Here is an 18,379-nt window from a genome sequence, read left to right as displayed (position 1 = left end):
ACTTTCGCCAGCTGGTCGATTTGACGACCATCGGCAGCGCCCCAGCTGCGCCACTGTTTGCCATAGACCGGGCCGAGATCGCCGTTTTCATCAGCCCACTCGTCCCAGATGGAAACGTTGTTTTCTTTGAGGTAAGCGATGTTGGTATCGCCGTTCAGGAACCATAAAAGCTCGTGAATAATCGAGCGCAGGTGGCAGCGCTTGGTGGTCACCAGCGGAAAACCTTCCTGCAGATTGAAACGCATCTGGTGACCGAAAATAGAGAGCGTGCCGGTGCCGGTACGATCGTTTTTCGGCGTGCCTTCGTTCAGCACTTTTTCCATTAATGCCAGATACTGCTTCATTTTTGTTCACCTGTTTGTAGCTGCGGGCGACGGCGGTACGCCCAGATCATCATAATTATGCCTGCCAGAATCATCGGAACTGACAGAATTTGTCCCATGCTGACGCCGCCTTCGAACAGACCCAGCTGGGCATCGGGCTGACGGAAGAACTCCACAATAATGCGGAATGCGCCGTAGCCGATTAAAAACAGACCGGAGACGCTACCCATCGGGCGCGGCTTGCGGATAAACAGATTCAGAATGATAAACAGCACCACGCCTTCCAGCGCCAGCTCATAGAGCTGCGAAGGATGACGCGGCAGCACGCCGTAAGTCGCCAGTAGCGATTGCCATTCCGGATGGGTTGCCAACAGCGCCACGTCTTCGCTGCGCGAGCCGGGGAACAGCATTGCCCAGGAGACATCCGGCGCGACGCGGCCCCAGAGTTCGCCGTTAATAAAGTTACCCAGGCGGCCTGCACCCAGCCCGAACGGGATCAGCGGCGCAATAAAGTCAGACACCTGAAAGAAGTTGCGCTTGGTGCGATGCGCAAACCACAGCATCACGACAATAACGCCCAGCAGCCCGCCGTGGAACGACATGCCGCCATCCCAGACTTTGAACAGATAGAGCGGATTATCGAGGAACAGCGGCAGGTTATAAAACAGCACGTAGCCAATACGGCCGCCGAGAAAAACGCCCAGGAAGCCCGCATAGAGCAGGTTTTCAACTTCCTCTTTTTTCCAACCGCTGCCGGGTTTGTTGGCGCGGCGTACCGCCAGCCACATCGCAAAAATAAACCCAACCAGATACATCAGGCCGTACCAGTGCAGGGAGACGGGTCCGATGGAGAAAATCACCGGATCAAATTGGGGGAAAGCCAGATAGCTATTCATCTTTCACCATTTAAGTCATCCGTCCACAGGCTGGACGATGGATAGTTCACTCCTTGCGCGCCGCGTTAAACGCAGCGCCTCTCAGCCAGGAAAAACCGGCCAGGCATCATAGCATAGCCGTTTTCCGGTGAGTTCATCGAAATGTAAACGTGGATAAATGCCCTAGCGGCCGCCGCGAATCAGCCCGCCTAAACCGCGCCGTTCCATAAAGGCGGCGACCTGATGCCGCACCTCAATGGCAGTTTGCGCACGCAGGCTGCGTTCGGTCAGCGCCAGCGCATCTTCGCGATCGATATGGCGCAGCAGATATTTTACGCGCGGCACGTTTTTGCCGTTCATGCTCAGATGATGATAGCCCAGCCCGATCAGCAGCACGACGCACATCGGATCGCCGGCCATTTCTCCGCACAGGCAGAGATCGATCTGCGCTTCGCGCGCGGATTCCGCAATCGACTTCAGCGCTTTGAGCATGGCCGGATGCAGGGAGTCATAAAGGTTGGCGACGCGGGTATTGTTGCGATCCACCGCCAGCAAATATTGCGTCAGATCGTTGGTGCCGACCGAGACAAAATCGACGCGCGAGGAAAGGTGCGGGATCATAAACAGCATGGAAGGCACTTCGATCATGATGCCGATGCGCGGTTTGGGGATCGCGTAGCCGAGCATCTCTTCCACTTCCTGCCCGGCGCGATCGATCAGGCGGCGCGCCTCGTCAATCTCATCAATGCTGGTGATCATCGGCAGCAAAATGCTGAGGTTGCCGCTGGCGGCGTTGGCGCGCAGCATGGCGCGCACCTGGACCAGGAAAATCTCCGGCTGATCGAGCGTCAGACGAATGCCGCGCCAACCGAGGCACGGGTTCTCTTCGCTGATCGGCATATAGGGCAGCTGTTTGTCCGCACCAATATCCAGCGTGCGTAAGGTCACCGGTTTGTTTAAAAATAGCTGCAGCATGCCCTGATACTGCGCAACCTGCTCCTCCTCAGACGGGAAGCCGTTCTGCAGCATAAATGGAATTTCGGTGCGGTAGAGGCCGATGCCGTCCACCCAGTTATCCATCGCCTGTTCATGCCCGGCGCTCAGGCCCGCGTTCAGCATTACCTGAATGCGCTCGCCGCTTTTCAGCTCGGCGGCTTGCTCAACATCATCTTCCGCCAGGCGGCTCAGCTCATTCTCTTCGCTGATCAGCTGCTGATATTCCTGAACCAGCATCGGTTCGGGATCGATCAGCAGTTCGCCGCGATAGCCATCGACGATCAGCAGGCGTTTGTTCAGCAGCTCAGGGAGGATATCGGCGCCCATCACCGTCGGGATCCCCATCGCCCGCACCAGGATCGCCGCGTGCGAGTTGGCCGCGCCGTCGCGCACCACGACGCCCGCCAGCCGCTCCTGCGGCAGCTCCGCCAGCGTGGTCGCCGTCAGTTCGTCCGCCACCAGCACAAAGCGCTCCGGCCAGGCGTTAGTGCCCTGCAAGGTATCATCGAGGTGGAACAGCAGGCGCTGCCCCAGCACGCGCAGATCGCCCGCCCGCTCGCGCAGGTAGTTGTCCTGCAGGCTGGCGAACTGGGCGGCGAATTTTTCGATCACCTTTTTTACCGCCCATTCCGCTACCGATCCACTGTCGATCTCGGCAAAGAGATCCTGCTTAAGGCGCGCATCGGTTAACAGGTGGGAGTAAAGATCGAAGATCGCCGCGCTCTCTTTCTGTACGCTGGCGCTAAAGCGCTTACTGTAACGGCGAAATTCGTCACCCGCTTCGCTCATGGCCAGCGACAGGCGTTCGCGTTCGCGCCCGACATCCAGCGTCGAGGCGGCAAATACATGTTCCAGCGAAGGCTGCGTGGTATCAACCCAGCCAGGCGCGACCGCCACGCCCGGCGCCGCCGCCAGCGCGCGCACGCGTTTCTGGCGGAAGTGGCCGAACAGCTGGCTGACCTGAGACTGCGTAATCAGCGTCGCCATCTGAGTGGCGAGCGTGACCAGGAAGGATTCATCGCTTTCATCGAACTGACGATGTTCGCGCTGCTGCACCACCAGCACGCCCAGCAGCTGACGACGCGTAATAACAGGAACGCCAAGGAAAGAGCGGAAGCGCTCTTCCTTTACCGACGGAATGTATTTAAAGCTGGGATGACTTTGCGCATCAGCCAGGTTGATCGGCTCCGCCAGGCGGCCAACCAGCCCGACGATGCCCTGATCAAAGGCCAGCGTGACGATCTTGCCGCGCGGCTTTTTCAGCCCGCGCGTCGCCATTAAGTAATAACAACGACGATCGTGATCGGCGAGATAAATGGAGCAGACCTCGGTTTCCATGGCAAAACAGATTTCGTTTACCAGGATCTCCAGCGCTTCTTCCAGGCGCGGTGCGCCCGCCACTTTCTCTACAATCTCACGCAACTGAGTCAGCATCATCAGCGTGGCTTAACCTCTCTTCCGTCGATAAGCAGGCGTATTGCGCTGCGCGGCGCTCTCCTGCAATGGCATAACAATACTGGCAAATTCTTTCATTACGCGGCGGTAAACGTCGCGTTTAAAGGAGACAACCTGCCGAACCGGATACCAAAAGCTGACCCAGCGCCAGCCATCAAATTCCGGCGTGCTGCTGGTCTGCATGTTGATGTCGGCATCATTACAGGTTAACTGCAGAAGAAACCACTTCTGTTTCTGGCCGATACATACCGGCTTCGTGTCCCAACGCACCAAACGTTTTGGCAGCTTATAACGTAACCAGTTTCGGGTAGAAGCGAGCAGGCGGACATCTTTACGGTGCAAACCGACTTCTTCAAAAAGTTCGCGGTACATGGCCTGTTCCGCAGTTTCCCCAGGATTAATGCCACCCTGAGGGAATTGCCAGGAATGCTGTCCGAAACGCCGGGCCCACAATACTTGTCCCTGCTTGTTACAGATTACAATACCAACATTTGGGCGGTAGCCATCATCGTCGATCACGGGACTACCTCAAACTGAAATTCAGATAGTCTGATTGTTTCATACTCCTTACAGACGGTAAACCACTGCTTGCGCCTGTGAATAACGGATAACAGGGGGATAACTCACAGATTTCATCATAGTTATAAACAGAGGTAGCGGAAAAAAGGCGATTTTATTCACTTTTTCTGTGGATAGCTTTGTGTAGAACGTGGTAAACGAGCGGGAAAAGCCGTAGATTCTTGCAAGAATTATGGACGACAAAAAGATAAAATATTACTTATTTTCAGTATCTTAGTTTAGTTATTGCCGGCTGATCTTTGCCGGATCTGGCTGTTTATACCCGCAACGATCCTTTACTGGCGAAAGATCGCACACCGTCGATTTTATCCACAGAATATGCCATAAAGTTACGCACAAAATGGTCTAAACCAGTAAAAAAGCCCTCCGTCAAGGCTGTAAATGGAAACAGTATGTGGGAAAAAGCCGAGTTATCCCATGTTTCTGTGGATAACTGGGTGTAAGATCCTGTTCATTGCCGGTGACAATGTGGGTAAAACGCCGGCGCCTTTTCAGCGGGCGCAGAACGGGTCAAATAAAAACCCAAGATTAATCATGCTATTATTCCCCGCCTTTTCTGCCTGCTAAAGTCACTTTTACAGGCAAAATGCCATTGGTTATTTTTTGAGCAATTTATGGGATCGTTATGGAGCCTCGTTTTTTAACTCCGCCGCCGAAGAATGAAGCGGCTTTACTGGCGCGCGCGCAAACACTGGCAGGCTATACGCTGGGTGAACTGGCGTTACAGGCCGGCATTGCCATACCTGCGGATTTACGTCGCGATAAAGGTTGGGTTGGCATGCTGCTGGAGCTGCATCTGGGTGCCAGCGCAGGCAGTAAGCCTGAACGCGATTTCGCCCACCTTGGCGTAGAACTCAAAACGATCCCGATCGATGCACAGGGCCGTCCGCTGGAAACCACGTTTGTCTGCGTGGCGCCATTAACCGGCAACAGCGGCGTAACCTGGGAAACCAGCCATGTGCGCCATAAGCTGGCGCGCGTGCTGTGGATACCCGTGGAAGGCGACCGTGCCCTTCCGCTGGCAACACGACGCGTCGGCGCGCCGCTGCTCTGGAGTCCGTCGCCGGAAGAGGAAGATTTGTTGCGGCGCGACTGGGAAGAATTAATGGATATGATCGTGCTGGGCCAGGTAGAGCGCATTACCGCCCGTCACGGCGAAGTGCTGCAAATTCGCCCCAAGGCGGCTAACAGCAAGGCGCTGACCGAAGGTATCGGCGAGCATGGGGAACCGATTATGACGCTGCCGCGCGGCTTTTATTTAAAGAAGAGTTTTACCGGCCCGCTGCTGGCACGTCATTTTTTGCTCTGAAATGTTCCTGTACGGAAGGTGATGCGTATAATAACCGTTTACTTTTCGTTTAGGATGCAGCGTTATAATGTTTGACTGGATTGCAGATCCCAATGCCTGGCTGGCACTCGGCACCTTGACCATTCTGGAAATCGTGCTGGGTATCGATAATATTATTTTCCTTTCTCTGGTTGTCGCTAAGCTTCCCAAACATCAGCAGAACAGCGCTCGACGCCTTGGTCTGATGGGCGCGATGATAATGCGTCTGGGGCTGCTGGCTTCTATCGCCTGGGTCATTAAGCTTACCAATCCCCTGTTTACTCTGTTCGATCACCCTTTCTCCGCCCGCGATTTGATTCTGCTCGGCGGTGGCCTGTTTCTGCTGTGGAAATCGAGCATGGAGATCCATGAAAGCATTGAGGGCAACGAGGAGGGACATACCACTAACGTTCACTCCTTTATCGGCGCCATTGTGCAGATCATGATTCTGGATATTATTTTCAGCCTCGACTCCGTTATTACCGCGGTAGGCCTGTCCGATCACCTGTTTATTATGATGGCAGCGGTGGTTATTGCGGTTGGCGTAATGATGTTTGCGGCGAAAAGCATCGGGGAATTTGTCGATCGTCATCCTTCAGTGAAAATGCTGGCGCTCGCTTTCCTTATTCTGGTCGGCTTTACGCTGATTCTGGAAAGCTTCAATATTCATGTGCCGAAAGGTTATATCTATTTCGCGATGTTCTTCTCCATGGCGGTAGAAACGCTTAACCTGCTCCGCGGTAAAAAAGCCTCTCAGTAATTTCCTTACGTTAATATCCGGTTTCGGCCGGATATTTACCCTGCCTGTTCTTTTTTAAGAATTCTGCGATTAATCCTGGGTTTCAGATGTTTTATTACTACACTGTTTAGTTGTAATAACCAGCCGGGAGAAATTGAGAAATGAAGCGGATTACAGGCGTGGCTGCTGTGACAATGATGTTACTGCTGAGCGGATGCAGCAGCGATTACGTGATGTCAACCAAGGATGGCCATATGATCATGACCGACGGCAAGCCGGAAATCGATAAGGATACGGGACTGGTCAAATATACCGATCAGGCCGGAAACGAGATGCAAATTAACAGCGATGAAGTCTCTTCCATTATTGAGCGTTAATCAGGGTTAGGCGCCGACCTTTTAGCTTTCGGCGCTTACCGATATCGTTAACGACAACTCTTCTCTTCCCCCTCCTCTCAGCGCCCGCTATAGTCGCAACGGTGCTGTCTGAAATGGCGCCGCCAAGTCTCTTTCCATAATGACAAAAGGAAGCCGGCAAATGCACTATCACCGTATCCCCCACAGTACGCTGGAAGTTAGCCAGCTTGGACTGGGAACCATGACGTTTGGTGAACAAAACAGCGAAGCCGACGCCCATGCCCAGCTGGATTTAGCCGTTCATTGCGGCATTAACCTGATCGACACCGCGGAAATGTATCCTGTACCGCCGCGCCCGGAAACCCAGGGATTAACCGAAAGCTATATTGGCAGCTGGCTGAAAGCGCGCGGCAACCGCGACAAAATTGTGCTGGCGACCAAAGTGGCCGGCCCGTCGCGCGGCAACGATGCTGGCATTCGTCCGACGCAGGTGTTGGATCGCAAGAATATTCGCGTGGCGCTGGAAGCCAGCCTGAAGCGACTGAATACCGATTATATCGATCTCTATCAGGTTCACTGGCCGCAGCGACAAACAAACTGCTTTGGCAAGCTGGGTTATCAATATACCGATACCAGCGTGCCGGTGACGCTGCTGGAAACGCTGGAAGCGCTGGCGGAGCAGGTTCGCGCCGGAAAGGTGCGCTATATCGGCGTCTCCAACGAAACGCCCTGGGGCGTCATGCGTTATCTGCAGCTGGCGGAAAAGCATGAACTGCCGCGCATTGTCTCTATTCAGAATCCCTACAGCCTGCTGAACCGCAGCTTTGAAGTGGGTCTGGCGGAAATCAGCCAGCATGAAGGCGTCGAGCTGCTGGCTTACTCCAGCCTTGCGTTCGGAACGCTGAGCGGCAAATACCTGAATGGCGCGCGTCCGGCGGGTGCCCGCAATACGCTGTTCAGCCGCTTTACGCGCTACAGCGGCGAGCAGTCGCAGCAGGCGATTGCCGAATATGTCGATCTGGCACGCCAGCACGGGCTCGATCCGGCGCAGATGGCGCTGGCCTTTGTGCGTCAGCAGCCTTTCGTCGCCAGCACGCTGTTGGGCGCGACGACGCTGGAGCAGCTGCAGAGCAATATCGACAGCTATCAGCTGACGCTGAGCGGCGAAGTGATGGAGCAGCTGGAAGCAATTCACCGGCGCTATACCTATCCGGCGCCATAAAAAAAAGCGCAGCGTTATGCGCTGCGCTTTTTTCATCGTAAAGCCTTTTGACTTGTCGCGCGGGTTACTTCCAGCTTAGCGAGAAGGGATTTCAGGCGAGGCTGCCGATAGCGGCGCATCCGCCTTTGGCAAGCTAAACAGCCAGTCATCCAGCCACCGACCATCAATACAGAAGCTCTCACGCAGCGTTGCTTCATGGATAAAGCCCGCTTTTAACAAGGTGCGCTTTGACGCAATGTTGCCCGCCGTGACCGTTGCCTGTAATTTTCGAAAGCTGTATTCATCGAAAGCCAGCGAGACGATGCGGTTTAGTGATTCAGTGCCGTAACCCATGCCATGAAACGCGCGGGCCAGCAGAAAACCCACCTCTGCAACGCCGTCGCCGCGGTCAATAAAACCCGTAAAGCCGACCGGAGCCTGCGTCTCTTTTTCACGCATAGTCAGGCATAGCCAGTGCGCACTCCCTTTGCGCCATTCTGGTAATCGGATCGCAAAACGCGTTTCGCGAATCTGCTGGTCGCTTAGTGCATCGGAAACATACTTCATCACCTCGCGATCTTTGCTCAGCGCTAAAAAGAAAGGCCAGTCGCTTTCTTTCAGGGATTGGTAGGTCAGCCTGCTGGATTCAAACTGCATCGCCACGCCTTCTCATTTCATCTCTCCACTGTTGCTGCTGGCCGTACAGGCGCGCTTTACTGACGCTTCTGCGCCAGCTGCCAACCCCGAAGTACGGCAATCGCTAATGCAAACAGCACGCCAAAGCCAACGCCGGTGGCAACCGGCGGCGCACCCAGCTTAATCGCCAGCGAATAGAGCCCCAGCATCACCAGCATGGCGCTGTTCTCGCCCAGGTTCTGCACCGCAATAGCATTGCCTGCGCCCACCGTCTGTTTGCCGCGCTCCTGAAGCAGCGCATTTAGCGGCACCACAAAAAAACCGCCCAGCACGCCAATCACGATCAGCAGCGCATAAGCATTCAGCTGAGTGTGCTGTAACGCAAAAAAGACCACCGCCACGCCGATCAATACGCCCGCCGGCATACAGCGTCCGACGGTTTTCAATGTCACCAGCTTCGCCGCCGCCGCCGCGCCAACCACAATCCCGATCGCCACCATCGCATTTAATAATGTCGGCGTTTTATTGTCGGTAATGCCCAGCGCTACCGGCACCCACAGCACCAGCAAAAAGCGCAACGTGACGCCTGCGCCCCAAAACAGGCTGGTGCCGACCAGCGAAAAGCGCGTTTCCCCGTTGCGCCACAGCAGCCGGGCGGCCCGGAAAAAACTGCGCGCCATCGCAACCGGATGCCAGCTCTGACCGGGACGCGCCGCCTGCAGTTTGGGAATCAATACGTTGGCGGCTACCGCCAGCGCATAGGTTAATACGCAGGCGATCAACGCCGCCAGCAGGCTCCAGTCTGCCAGCACGCCGCCCGCCACCGATCCCAACAGAATCGCCGCAATGGTTGAGGCTTCCATCAGGCCGTTGGCTTTGACCAGCTGCTCGCCATCGGTGATTTCGCCCAGAATGCCGTACTTCGCCGGTGAGTAGGCCGCCGCGCCGATGCCAACCAGCGCATAACCGGCAAAAGGATCCAGACCGAAGCAGATCACCAGCGCGCCCAGCAGCTTCAGGCCGTTCGCCAGCATCATCACCCGCCCTTTAGCAAAGCTGTCCGCCATCTGGCCGACAAAGGGCGCCAGCAAAATATAGGTGGCGACAAACACCATCTGCAATACCGGCTGGCTCCAGTCGGGATAGTGCTGATTTTTCAGCACTGCCAGCGTAGCGAACAGTAACGCGTTATCGCCGAACGCCGAGAAAAACTGGGCGACGATTACCGCCAGCATGCCGCGCGACATTAATGAGGATCCCTGACCGGAGAGCTTCATTCTTCCACCATTTTTTTCAGCGTGACAAAATCGGGTTTACCGCTGCCCAGCAGCGGCAGCTGTTGCAGGAAACGAATGTCGCGCGGTATCGCCAACTCCGCCGCGCCCAGTTCGCGCGCCGCCTGCTGCAGACGATCGCGTTGCAGTTCCTTATCGGTAGTAAACAGCACCAGCGCCTCGCCGCGATTGCCGTCGGGCTTAATGGTGGCGGCGTGCTGTTTCTCCGGCGAGGCTTTCAGGGCAATTTGCTCAACCACTTCCAGCGAGACCATCTCACCGGCAATCTTGGCGAAGCGCTTCGCCCTGCCCTGAATCTGACAGAAGCCGCCCTCATCGAAGCTGACAATATCGCCGGTGTCATACCAGCCCGGCTCCATCACGCCTTCTCCGTTATCAGCCATCGGCGGCTCCAGCTCGCCCGGATGCTCAACACGCAGATACCCTTTCATAATATTCGGACCGCGCAGCTGTAGCCGCCCGCCCTGCTCAATGCCCGGCACCGACATTAGCCGCGAATCCATGCCTGGCAGAATGCGCCCGACGGTATGCGGTTTCGCCGCCATCGGCACGTTAATCGCGACGACCGGCGCGCATTCGGTCACGCCATAGCCTTCCAGAATACGGATGCCGAAGCGATCCTGATAAAGCTGGCGCACGCCTTCCTGCAATTTCTCCGCCCCGGCGACCACGTAGCGCAGGCGCGCAAAGTCGTAAGGATTTGCGAAGCGGGCATAGTTGCCGAGGAACGTCGAGGTGCCGAACAGAACGGTACAGTTACGGTCATAAACCAGCTCCGGCACCACGCGATAGTGCAGCGGGCTGGGATATAAAAAGACCTGTGCGCCGGTAAACAGCGGCGTAAACAGACCAACCGTCAGCCCAAATGCATGGAACAGCGGCAGCGAGGCCATAAAGCGATCGCGCGGCGTAAAATCCGCCACGGTGCGAATCTGCTCAACATTCGCCAGCAGGCTTTTATGGGAGTGAACAACGCCTTTCGGATTGCCTTCCGAACCGGAGGTAAACAGTACCATAGCAGCATCTTCCGCCTGCTGCGGCAGCATGGCGCGTCGCGGCACTAACAGGTGCGCGAGGATCCAGAGTTTATCCTTGCCGGTTACGCTATCTTTCAGATCTTCCAGAAAGATCCATTGCACCTGCGGGATCCCCTGCGGCAAATGCCACAGGTTGCCTTTCTCCAGAAATTGCCTGGAGGTGAAAACGGTTTTGATTTGGGCGGCAGTCACCGCGCTGGTGAGCCCATTGACGCCCGCGGTATAGTTGAGCATCGCCGGAATACGGGCGCGCAACGTGGCGCCGAAAATTGCCGCGGCGGTAACGGTCGTGTTCGGCAGCAGCAGACCGACATATTCCCCCGGCTGGGTATAGCGCTCCAGAATACGTCCCACGCCCAGCGATTTTTTCAGCAGCCCGCTATAGCTGTCAGGTTTGAAATTAATATCTTCGATACAGGGTTTGAACCAGCCGTAGCGGGTACGGGCGCTGAGAAAGGCTTCAAAAAGCGTTTCGCGCGGGCGCACTGCCATGCGCGCCTCCATCATAATATGATGAAGATGCTCACCGGCCAGCGTTCGCCGATCGCGCGCGCGCGGCGCATCCGGCATCGGAATTAGCGTCGGCGGCAGCACGGTCAGAGTAATGCGCGGAAACAGTCGGTGCTTGAAAACGCCGCCAAGACGGCCAAAAGGCGTATATTCCGCGCCTTCAATGCGCATCGGCACCACTGTTGCCTGCGACTTCGCCGCTATAAAGCCGGCGCCGCTGTAGATTTTCATTAAAGAGCCGGTAACCGTAATGCGGCCTTCCGGGAAAATCACCACCGGTCGCCCTTCATTGAGGGTGCGCACCAGATATTTGATCGACATTGGCCGCATCGGATCGAGTGGCACAAAATCCACCAGTGGCTTAACCAGTCGCATAAACCACTTATCGTTAATGTCGGAATAAATAGCGAAAACCGGCTTGACCGGCAGGAACAGCGCAAGCAATACGCCATCCAGAAACGACGCATGATTAGGTGTAATCAGCACCTTTTCTTTGCGCAGCCCGGAAAGATCGCCACGCAGCTGCACGCGCCACAGGAGACGAAACAGAAAACGGAAAAGGTTAAAAAGCATGCCAGCTCCTTAGCAGCAAAAAAACTGTCTATAACCATGCAGCAAAGGCAGGCCGAACTCAACGCCGACAGGATGAAAACCTCTCTTTTTTTGCTGGGTAAAACAGGACGGCGCCTGGCCCAAAAACATCTAATATTAAATAATTCATTACCCCGTATTTATTAATAGGGCATGTTACTCATATGCTATTAATTAATACAATAAATAACTCCCTCCGCTTTATTTATTGCTTTATGTTTTTGTGAGCCACTTCCAGAAATACGCAATTCCCGGTTAAATTAATCAATTAACACTGCATAATGGCGCTACCAAATTAAAAGAAGTTGATTATGGCAACCCCGACTTATTTATGGCTTAAAGATGATAGCGGCGCCGATATTAAAGGTTGTGTTGACGTTTTTCCTTGCGCTATATTTATTCGCTTTTTCCCTTTCATCAGCACTCGCTAACGTTACGCCCGAATCGTGTCTTGACATTAACAGAAGCGTGGCCGTTAGCATGCTCGATGCAATGGTAAATGATTTTGGCATCCAGCAGAGTGAACTTATCATTGATAAAACACAGCTCTCATTATTATATAAACAAAAAGTTACTTCACAAATCGCTGATTTTTATGCCAAGGACAGCTATAACAACGAAGCTGCACATTTTTTCTCAGAGAGTAAATATAAGGAGCTTTATCTGGAATCTAACGCTCAAAACATTATTGTTAAATATGATTTCGTTAACGCACAAAACAAGCATAACATTACTATAGCTTCGCTATTAGTTAATGATGATGAGTGCAGCATTAGATTCAATGGTTATATCGTTGTTAAACGTGAATTTTAATTCAGCGGCCAGTTAGCTACTACCGTAAACCTTATAACAGAAAAGCGCTTCGGCAAACCCGGCCAGATAATGAAAAAAAGCCGATTATTAAATTGATAAGCGGCTTTTATAGCTATTTCCCCTGTTCAGCTGATGCTGAGCCATGAATCAATGCGCATTATTCACCAGCGCATCTGGCGCAATATTCATATGTTTTAATACTGGCCCCATAATATTGCCGAAAATCGGCGCCGCAACCGAGCCGCCAAAGTGATCGCCTGCGGTAGGATGGTTAATCATTACCACCAGCGCGACCTGCGGATTACTGGCTGGCGCAATGCCCGCCGTATAGTTCACGTAGCCGCCGTCATATTTTCCGCTGCTGCCCATTTTCTCCGCCGTACCGGTTTTGGTCGCCAGTCGATAGCCCGGCACCGCCGCGCGAATACCGGTACCGCCCGGCAGTACGTCGCTTTCCAGCATATGCACCACCGTTTTTACCGTTTCCGGGTTGGCGACCTGCTTACCGATAACCGGCGGCGTCACTTTCGTAATAGAAAGCGGACGATAAATGCCAAAGCTGCCCAGCGTAGCGTATTCACGGGCGATCTGTAGCGGCGTCACGCGCAGCCCGTAGCCAAACGAAAAGGTCGCTCGTTCAATATCCGCCCAGCGCTGACGATGCAGCGGAAAATAGCCGACGCTCTCCCCTGTCAGCCCCAGTCCGGTCGGTTTCCCCAGACCAAACGCATGATAGGTATTTACCAGCGCTTCGGCAGGCATTGCCAGCGCAATATGCGATACGCCGATGTCGCTCGATTTTTGCAAAATGCCGGTCATGGTCAGCCGCGGCCAGTGGCCTACGTCGCGAATCAGATGGCCATTAACGCGATAGGGCGTGGTATCCAGCACCGAGTCGGGGCGCACCAGCCCACGCTCCAGCCCTTCCATTACTACCAGCGGTTTTACCGTCGAGCCAGGTTCGAAGCTGTCGTTGATCGCCACGTTACGCATCTGCGTGGGCGAAACGTCAGCATAGTTGTTCGGGTTGAAGGAGGGATAAGAGGCCATACCGAGAATTTCGCCGGTATCGATTTTGACCAGCACCGCCGCGCCGGAATCCGCTTTATTCAACAGCACGCCGTCGCGAAGTTTGCTGTAAAGCGTGTACTGATCGAATTTATCGATGCTGAGCTGCACCGTTGGCGGCTGTTTCGGCGGCTGGTAATCGATCATGGCGATGATGTTGCCTTCGCGATCCTGGCGATATTTTTCCACGCCAGGCTGCCCCTGCAGCACTTTATCGTAGCCCTTTTCCAGTCCGTTCAGGCCGGTATTATCGGCGCCGACAATGCCGATTAACGGCGCCGCCGCCTCGCTCATCGGATAAAAACGGCTGTCGTTATAAACCGTGCTGATGCCTTTCAGATGCAGCTTGCTAATGTCTTTGGCAATACCCAGTTCAATTTTATGGCCGAGATAGAGGAAACGGCGATGCGGGTTAGCGATGATTTGCTGCTGGATTTGTTCGGGGCGTTGATTCAGTGCGTTAGCCAGATATTGCCATTTGGCGCTGGTAAAGTCGGGGTTGGCCTCCAGCACGCGCTGGGGATCGGCAATAATATCGCGTGAAGGAACGCTCAGCGCCAGGGTTTCGCCGTTACGATCCAGCAAGGTGCCACGATTAGTCGGAAGGGTGACGGTACGCAGCGAGCGCTGATCGGCCTCGTGTTCCAGCATCGGATGATTAATTAACTGGAGGTCAGCAACGCGGGCCAGCAGAACAGTCAGGCATCCCACGACGCCCAGACAAATAAGACGAAAACGAAACGGATTGAATGGCGCTTTAATCTGGTCTTTTCCAAGAAACTTCTGTATGCGGGGCATGGTCCATGACCTTAATGCAAACAAAAAAAACCTGCGCATCTGCGCAGGTTGGTGTAATCAATAAAATTTTTGATGTTCACCCATCAATACCTCTGGGACTTAAAATGTACCAAGCGGCAGCGATGGGCTGCTATCAATCATTCGCAACAGATACCCGCAAAATGTAACCAGCTATGTGATTTATCAGCTATTTTGTAATGTTTGCCATTTGCGGATCTCCACCAGACAGGACATCGCGTTTGGTCCCTGGGTCAGCGATGAGGTGCCGATATCCAGTGTCAAAACATTAGGATTTCCGGCGCGATCTACCGGCTGCCAGTCAGCACCAAAACCGGGATCGAACCAGGCGCCGGTAGACGTCACCACCACACCCGCCGTCAGGCCATCGTTCAGCCGGACGCCTGCCAGCATCCTGCCGCGCGGGTTATAGACTTCGATTTCATCGCCGTCTTTAATGTTGCGCGACGCGGCGTCCTGCGGATGCATCCACAGCGTTTCATGTCCGGCGGTTTTGTTCGCCTGTACGTTTGGCGTCGCATCCAGCTGGCTATGCAGCCGATCGCTGGGTTGCACCGAGATCAAATGCAGCGGGAAATCACGCGCCTGCTCGCTGCCCAGCCACTCCTGCGGCGCGCGCCATTCCGGGTGGCCCGCCATATCATCCAGTTGATAATCAGCAATGGTCTGGCTAAAAAGTTCGATTTTTCCGCTGTGGGTCTGAACAGGATGCGCCTGCGGATCGCGACGAAAATCCGCCATAAAGACATAATCACGCTCGCTGGCAGGGATTTCCACATAGCCACGCTGCCAGAAGGTATCGAAATCGGGCCACGCTACGCCTTTTTTCTGCTGCGCAACGCCGCACTGCTGATAAAGATGAGCAATCCATTCGCTTTCATTACGGTTTTCAGTGAAGCGTTCACGATAGCCAAGTCGCTCGGCCAGATCGGCAAAAATATCGAAATCGTTACGCGCCTGGTGCTGCGGCGCTATCGCCTGCTGCATGGCAAAAACAAAGCGATCGCGCGAGGAACCACCGATGTCGTTGCGCTCAAGCGTGGTGGTGACCGGCAATACAATGTCGGCCATCTGCGCCGCTGGCGTCCAGACAATATCCTGCACGATAACGGTGTCCGGCCGCTGCCAGCCCGCCACCAGCCGGTTAAGCTGCTGGTGATGATGGAAAGGGTTGCCGCCCGCCCAGTGCATCAGATGAATGTCGGGATAGCGATGCGTTTGCCCCTGAAAAGCGTAGTTTTCACCCGGCTGCAGTAGCATGTCGCAAATGCGCGCAACCGGAATCGCCAGGCCTGCGGGATTGGGCCCGGTGGGCAATAGCGGTGCTGGCGTATCGATTCGCGGATTGCCGACGCTGTTCATCGATCCGTGTCCAAATGAGAAACCGCCGCCCGGCAGTCCCGGCTGCCCTAACATGGCGGAGAGCGCAATCATCATCCAGTAAGGTTGTTCGCCGCGATGCGCGCGCTGTACCGCATAAGAGCAGGTAATAAAGCTGCGTTTGCCGATCAGCTGGCGCGCCAGTTCAGCGATGCGCGCTTCCGGCACGCCAGTAATCGCGCTGGCCCAGGCGGGCGTTTTCGCCACGCCGTCGCTTTCTCCCAACAGATAGGCGCGCAGTTGCGGATAGCCAACGCAGTGACTGTTAAGAAAATCACGGTCCGCCGCGCCGAGACGTTCGATTTCATAGCCCAGCGCCAGCATCAGCGCCACATCGGTATTGGGCCGAATCGCTATCCAGTCAGCATTCACCCAGTCGGGACAGTCATCGCGCATCGGACTGACGTTGATGATACGCGTGCCTTTACGCGCCAGCTGTTCCAGCGCCGGTTTCAGCGTATGTTCTCCCGCGCCGCCTGAGGCGACCTGCGCGTTTTTCAGCGCCAGGCCGCCAAAGGCCAGCACCACTTCCGCATGTTCAATGACACTCGGCCAGTCGGTAACGCGTCCGGTCAGCGGCATATAGGTGCCGATCACGTAAGGCAGAAAAAACTGCGCAGCACCCCAACTGTAGTTGCCGACCTGATCCACACCGCCGCCACCGCTGAAATAGAAGCGTCTTACCAGCGTGCGCGCATGGTTTACCCGTCCTGCTGACGACCAGCCGTAAGATCCGGTGAAAATGCCGCTGGCGCCATAACGCTCGCGCACGCGCTGGTTTTCCTGCGCCACCAGATCGAGGGCGGTTTCCCAGTCCACGGCAACGAAATCTTCCCGGCCACGCAGCGTGCGATCGCTGTTTTCCCGCGCTTTCAGCCAGGAGCGGCGCACCATGGGCTGGCGGATACGTTTATCGGAATAGACAAGCTGCGGAATACTTTGCAGCATCGGTGAAGGATTACTGTCAGCGAAAAAAGGTTCACAGCCGATGAGTCGGCCATTTTCCGTAACGGCGGTAAACGCGCCCCAATGGGCAAGGTGTGGTGTTTTTTTAATGGTCATGGCGCAGGCGTAAAAGTAAGCAGAAGGAACAGGCAGGCATGGTAGCCTGTCCCGAATGTAAAATAAAAGCGCAATATTCGACAGGCTTTGCGACGGGGCTGACATTCTGTCCGGTTGAACTTGCAGGGCTTTTCCGCAACACTTTGCGTATGTGTAAACGTTTACCCCGGAAGGTACCCTATTCATGGCTACGATAAAGGATGTCGCCAAACTGGCGGGCGTTTCTGTCGCTACCGTTTCGCGCGTTATCAATAATTCTCCGAAGGCCAGCGAAAACTCCCGCCAGGCGGTATTTAGCGCCATGGAGCAGCTGCAATATCATCCGAATGCCAATGCGCGTGCGCTGGCGCAACAGTCAACGGAGACGATCGGCCTGGTGGTCGGCGATGTTTCCGATCCCTTTTTCGGCGCGATGGTCAAGGCGGTGGACGAGATTGCCTGGCAAACCGGTAATTTTTTGCTGATTGGCAATGGTTATCACAATGAAGATAAGGAACGGCAAGCGATTGAGCAGCTGATGCGTCATCGCTGCGCGGCGCTGGTGGTTCATGCCAAGAAGATCCCGGACGATGAGCTGGAGAATCTGATGCAGCAGATGCCGGGCATGGTGTTGATTAACCGTTCGCTGCCCGCTTTTCAGCAACGCTGTATTGCGCTGGACGACCGTTACGGCGCCTGGCTGGCGACCCGGCATTTGATTCAGCAAGGGCACGATCAAATTGCCTTTATCTGTTCCACACATACGATTTCCGATGCTGAGGAGCGTTTGCAGGGCTATTACGATGCATTAAAGGAACACAGTTTGCCCTGTAACGATCGGCTGGTCGCGTTTGGCGAGCCGGATGAGGTGGGCGGCGAGCTGGCAATGACAGAACTGTTAGGGCGCGGCAGGAATTTTACCGCCGTCGCCTGTTATAACGATTCGATGGCGGCAGGCGCGTTAGCCGTTTTAAGCGATAACGGTATCCGCGTACCGGAGGAGATGTCGTTAATCGGCTTTGATGATGTGCTGGTGTCACGTTATGTACGTCCGCGTTTAACCACGATCCGTTATCCGATTGTGACGATGGCGCAGCAGGCCGCCGAACTGGCGTTAGCCTTAGCGAATAATCAGCCGCTGCCGGAAGTGACCAATACGTTTAACCCGACGCTGGTGCGCAGGCATTCGGTAAGCCCGCCGGGTTAACTGGATCTGGTTTGTGGCGGTTGTCAGGCGGTGCCTGTGACGGGCTGGTTTGTGACAGTTTTTAGCCAGTGTCTGTGGCAGGCTGGTTTGTGAAGGTTTTTAGCAAGAGTCTATGGCAGGCTGGTTTGTGTCGG

The 18,379-nt window shown here is 55.0% G+C and carries 16 protein-coding genes; 7 read left to right on the top strand and 9 right to left on the bottom strand.

Annotation, left to right across the window (positions count from 1 at the left end; translation table 11 throughout):
* The 4 genes from thyA to rppH form a co-directional block, all read right to left on the bottom strand.
* Nucleotides 1–344: thymidylate synthase (gene thyA, locus P3C52_RS12090; protein ID WP_275555244.1), on the bottom strand; the 344-nt coding region annotated here is incomplete at its 3' end.
* Nucleotides 341–1,219 carry a prolipoprotein diacylglyceryl transferase gene (lgt, locus tag P3C52_RS12085; protein WP_275555243.1) on the bottom strand — a complete coding sequence of 293 codons (879 nt, stop codon included), beginning with the start codon at nucleotides 1,217–1,219 and terminating at the stop codon, nucleotides 341–343. The genes lgt and thyA, both read right to left, overlap by 4 nt.
* A gap of 162 nt (nucleotides 1,220–1,381) precedes the next feature.
* Complete coding sequence (gene ptsP / locus P3C52_RS12080; RefSeq protein WP_275555246.1) at nucleotides 1,382–3,628, bottom strand: phosphoenolpyruvate--protein phosphotransferase; 2,247 nt, start codon at nucleotides 3,626–3,628, stop codon at nucleotides 1,382–1,384.
* Nucleotides 3,629–3,640: 12 nt separating this feature from the next.
* Nucleotides 3,641–4,168 (bottom strand): RNA pyrophosphohydrolase, encoded by a 528-nt coding sequence (gene rppH / locus P3C52_RS12075; RefSeq protein WP_275555242.1) that lies wholly within the window; start codon nucleotides 4,166–4,168, stop codon nucleotides 3,641–3,643.
* 685 nt (nucleotides 4,169–4,853) lie between these two features.
* On the opposite strand from rppH, the gene mutH reads away from it, so the two are divergent.
* From mutH to P3C52_RS12055, 4 genes are all read left to right on the top strand, one after another.
* Nucleotides 4,854–5,537 (top strand): DNA mismatch repair endonuclease MutH, encoded by a 684-nt coding sequence (gene mutH / locus P3C52_RS12070; protein WP_275555241.1) that lies wholly within the window; start codon nucleotides 4,854–4,856, stop codon nucleotides 5,535–5,537.
* Between the two features lie 67 nt (nucleotides 5,538–5,604).
* Entirely contained in the window at nucleotides 5,605–6,315 is a 711-nt protein-coding gene (locus P3C52_RS12065) for a TerC family protein (protein WP_275555240.1), read from the top strand.
* Nucleotides 6,316–6,455: 140 nt separating this feature from the next.
* Nucleotides 6,456–6,671 carry a YgdI/YgdR family lipoprotein gene (locus P3C52_RS12060; RefSeq protein ID WP_275555239.1) on the top strand — a complete coding sequence of 72 codons (216 nt, stop codon included), beginning with the start codon at nucleotides 6,456–6,458 and terminating at the stop codon, nucleotides 6,669–6,671.
* A 160-nt stretch (nucleotides 6,672–6,831) separates the two neighbouring features.
* A complete protein-coding gene (locus P3C52_RS12055; RefSeq protein WP_275555238.1) occupies nucleotides 6,832–7,872 on the top strand; it encodes an NADP(H)-dependent aldo-keto reductase in 1,041 nt (346 codons plus the stop codon).
* A 75-nt stretch (nucleotides 7,873–7,947) separates the two neighbouring features.
* On the opposite strand, the gene P3C52_RS12050 is transcribed toward P3C52_RS12055, so the two are convergent.
* From P3C52_RS12050 to aas, 3 genes are read right to left on the bottom strand one after another with little or no spacing between them, the layout of a single operon-like run.
* Nucleotides 7,948–8,508 (bottom strand): GNAT family protein, encoded by a 561-nt coding sequence (locus P3C52_RS12050; RefSeq protein WP_275555237.1) that lies wholly within the window; start codon nucleotides 8,506–8,508, stop codon nucleotides 7,948–7,950.
* A 56-nt stretch (nucleotides 8,509–8,564) separates the two neighbouring features.
* Nucleotides 8,565–9,764: a lysophospholipid transporter LplT gene (gene lplT, locus P3C52_RS12045; RefSeq protein WP_275555236.1), complete on the bottom strand. Its 1,200-nt coding sequence runs from the start codon at nucleotides 9,762–9,764 to the stop codon at nucleotides 8,565–8,567.
* On the bottom strand, nucleotides 9,761–11,902 hold the full coding sequence (gene aas / locus P3C52_RS12040; protein ID WP_275555235.1) for a bifunctional acyl-ACP--phospholipid O-acyltransferase/long-chain-fatty-acid--ACP ligase: 2,142 nt from the start codon (nucleotides 11,900–11,902) through the stop codon (nucleotides 9,761–9,763). The genes lplT and aas overlap by 4 nt, the downstream gene beginning before the upstream one ends.
* Nucleotides 11,903–12,262: 360 nt before the next feature.
* On the opposite strand from aas, the gene P3C52_RS12035 reads away from it, so the two are divergent.
* Nucleotides 12,263–12,733, top strand: a complete 471-nt coding sequence (locus tag P3C52_RS12035; RefSeq protein ID WP_275555234.1) for a hypothetical protein — start codon at nucleotides 12,263–12,265, stop codon at nucleotides 12,731–12,733.
* Nucleotides 12,734–12,880: 147 nt separating this feature from the next.
* Here the strand turns inward: P3C52_RS12035 and P3C52_RS12030 are convergent, their stop codons facing one another.
* Nucleotides 12,881–14,599: a penicillin-binding transpeptidase domain-containing protein gene (locus tag P3C52_RS12030; RefSeq protein ID WP_275555232.1), complete on the bottom strand. Its 1,719-nt coding sequence runs from the start codon at nucleotides 14,597–14,599 to the stop codon at nucleotides 12,881–12,883.
* 5 nt (nucleotides 14,600–14,604) lie between these two features.
* On the opposite strand from P3C52_RS12030, the gene P3C52_RS12025 reads away from it, so the two are divergent.
* Nucleotides 14,605–14,766 (top strand): hypothetical protein, encoded by a 162-nt coding sequence (locus tag P3C52_RS12025; protein ID WP_275555231.1) that lies wholly within the window; start codon nucleotides 14,605–14,607, stop codon nucleotides 14,764–14,766.
* Nucleotides 14,767–14,782: 16 nt separating this feature from the next.
* On the opposite strand, the gene P3C52_RS12020 is transcribed toward P3C52_RS12025, so the two are convergent.
* On the bottom strand, nucleotides 14,783–17,059 hold the full coding sequence (locus tag P3C52_RS12020; protein ID WP_275555230.1) for a molybdopterin guanine dinucleotide-containing S/N-oxide reductase: 2,277 nt from the start codon (nucleotides 17,057–17,059) through the stop codon (nucleotides 14,783–14,785).
* Nucleotides 17,060–17,243: 184 nt separating this feature from the next.
* On the opposite strand from P3C52_RS12020, the gene galR reads away from it, so the two are divergent.
* Complete coding sequence (gene galR, locus P3C52_RS12015; RefSeq protein ID WP_275555229.1) at nucleotides 17,244–18,245, top strand: HTH-type transcriptional regulator GalR; 1,002 nt, start codon at nucleotides 17,244–17,246, stop codon at nucleotides 18,243–18,245.
* The last annotated feature ends 134 nt before the right edge of the window (nucleotides 18,246–18,379 follow it).

This window comes from Mixta sp. Marseille-Q2659 (assembly GCF_940807255.1).
GTDB lineage: Bacteria > Pseudomonadota > Gammaproteobacteria > Enterobacterales > Enterobacteriaceae > Mixta.
Note: the sequence above shows the minus strand (reverse complement) of the source record. Positions and strands in the feature narration are given on the sequence as shown.

Coding starts and splice junctions, on each gene's coding strand:
- lgt (WP_275555243.1), bottom strand. CDS start 1,219: ATGAATAGCTATCTGGCTTTCCCCCAATTTGATCCGGTGATTTTCTCC.
- ptsP (WP_275555246.1), bottom strand. CDS start 3,628: ATGCTGACTCAGTTGCGTGAGATTGTAGAGAAAGTGGCGGGCGCACCG.
- mutH (WP_275555241.1), top strand. CDS start 4,854: ATGGAGCCTCGTTTTTTAACTCCGCCGCCGAAGAATGAAGCGGCTTTA.
- P3C52_RS12065 (WP_275555240.1), top strand. CDS start 5,605: ATGTTTGACTGGATTGCAGATCCCAATGCCTGGCTGGCACTCGGCACC.
- P3C52_RS12060 (WP_275555239.1), top strand. CDS start 6,456: ATGAAGCGGATTACAGGCGTGGCTGCTGTGACAATGATGTTACTGCTG.
- P3C52_RS12055 (WP_275555238.1), top strand. CDS start 6,832: ATGCACTATCACCGTATCCCCCACAGTACGCTGGAAGTTAGCCAGCTT.
- P3C52_RS12050 (WP_275555237.1), bottom strand. CDS start 8,508: ATGCAGTTTGAATCCAGCAGGCTGACCTACCAATCCCTGAAAGAAAGC.
- lplT (WP_275555236.1), bottom strand. CDS start 9,764: ATGAAGCTCTCCGGTCAGGGATCCTCATTAATGTCGCGCGGCATGCTG.
- aas (WP_275555235.1), bottom strand. CDS start 11,902: ATGCTTTTTAACCTTTTCCGTTTTCTGTTTCGTCTCCTGTGGCGCGTG.
- P3C52_RS12035 (WP_275555234.1), top strand. CDS start 12,263: ATGATAGCGGCGCCGATATTAAAGGTTGTGTTGACGTTTTTCCTTGCG.
- P3C52_RS12030 (WP_275555232.1), bottom strand. CDS start 14,599: ATGCCCCGCATACAGAAGTTTCTTGGAAAAGACCAGATTAAAGCGCCA.
- P3C52_RS12025 (WP_275555231.1), top strand. CDS start 14,605: ATGACCTTAATGCAAACAAAAAAAACCTGCGCATCTGCGCAGGTTGGT.
- P3C52_RS12020 (WP_275555230.1), bottom strand. CDS start 17,059: ATGACCATTAAAAAAACACCACACCTTGCCCATTGGGGCGCGTTTACC.
- galR (WP_275555229.1), top strand. CDS start 17,244: ATGGCTACGATAAAGGATGTCGCCAAACTGGCGGGCGTTTCTGTCGCT.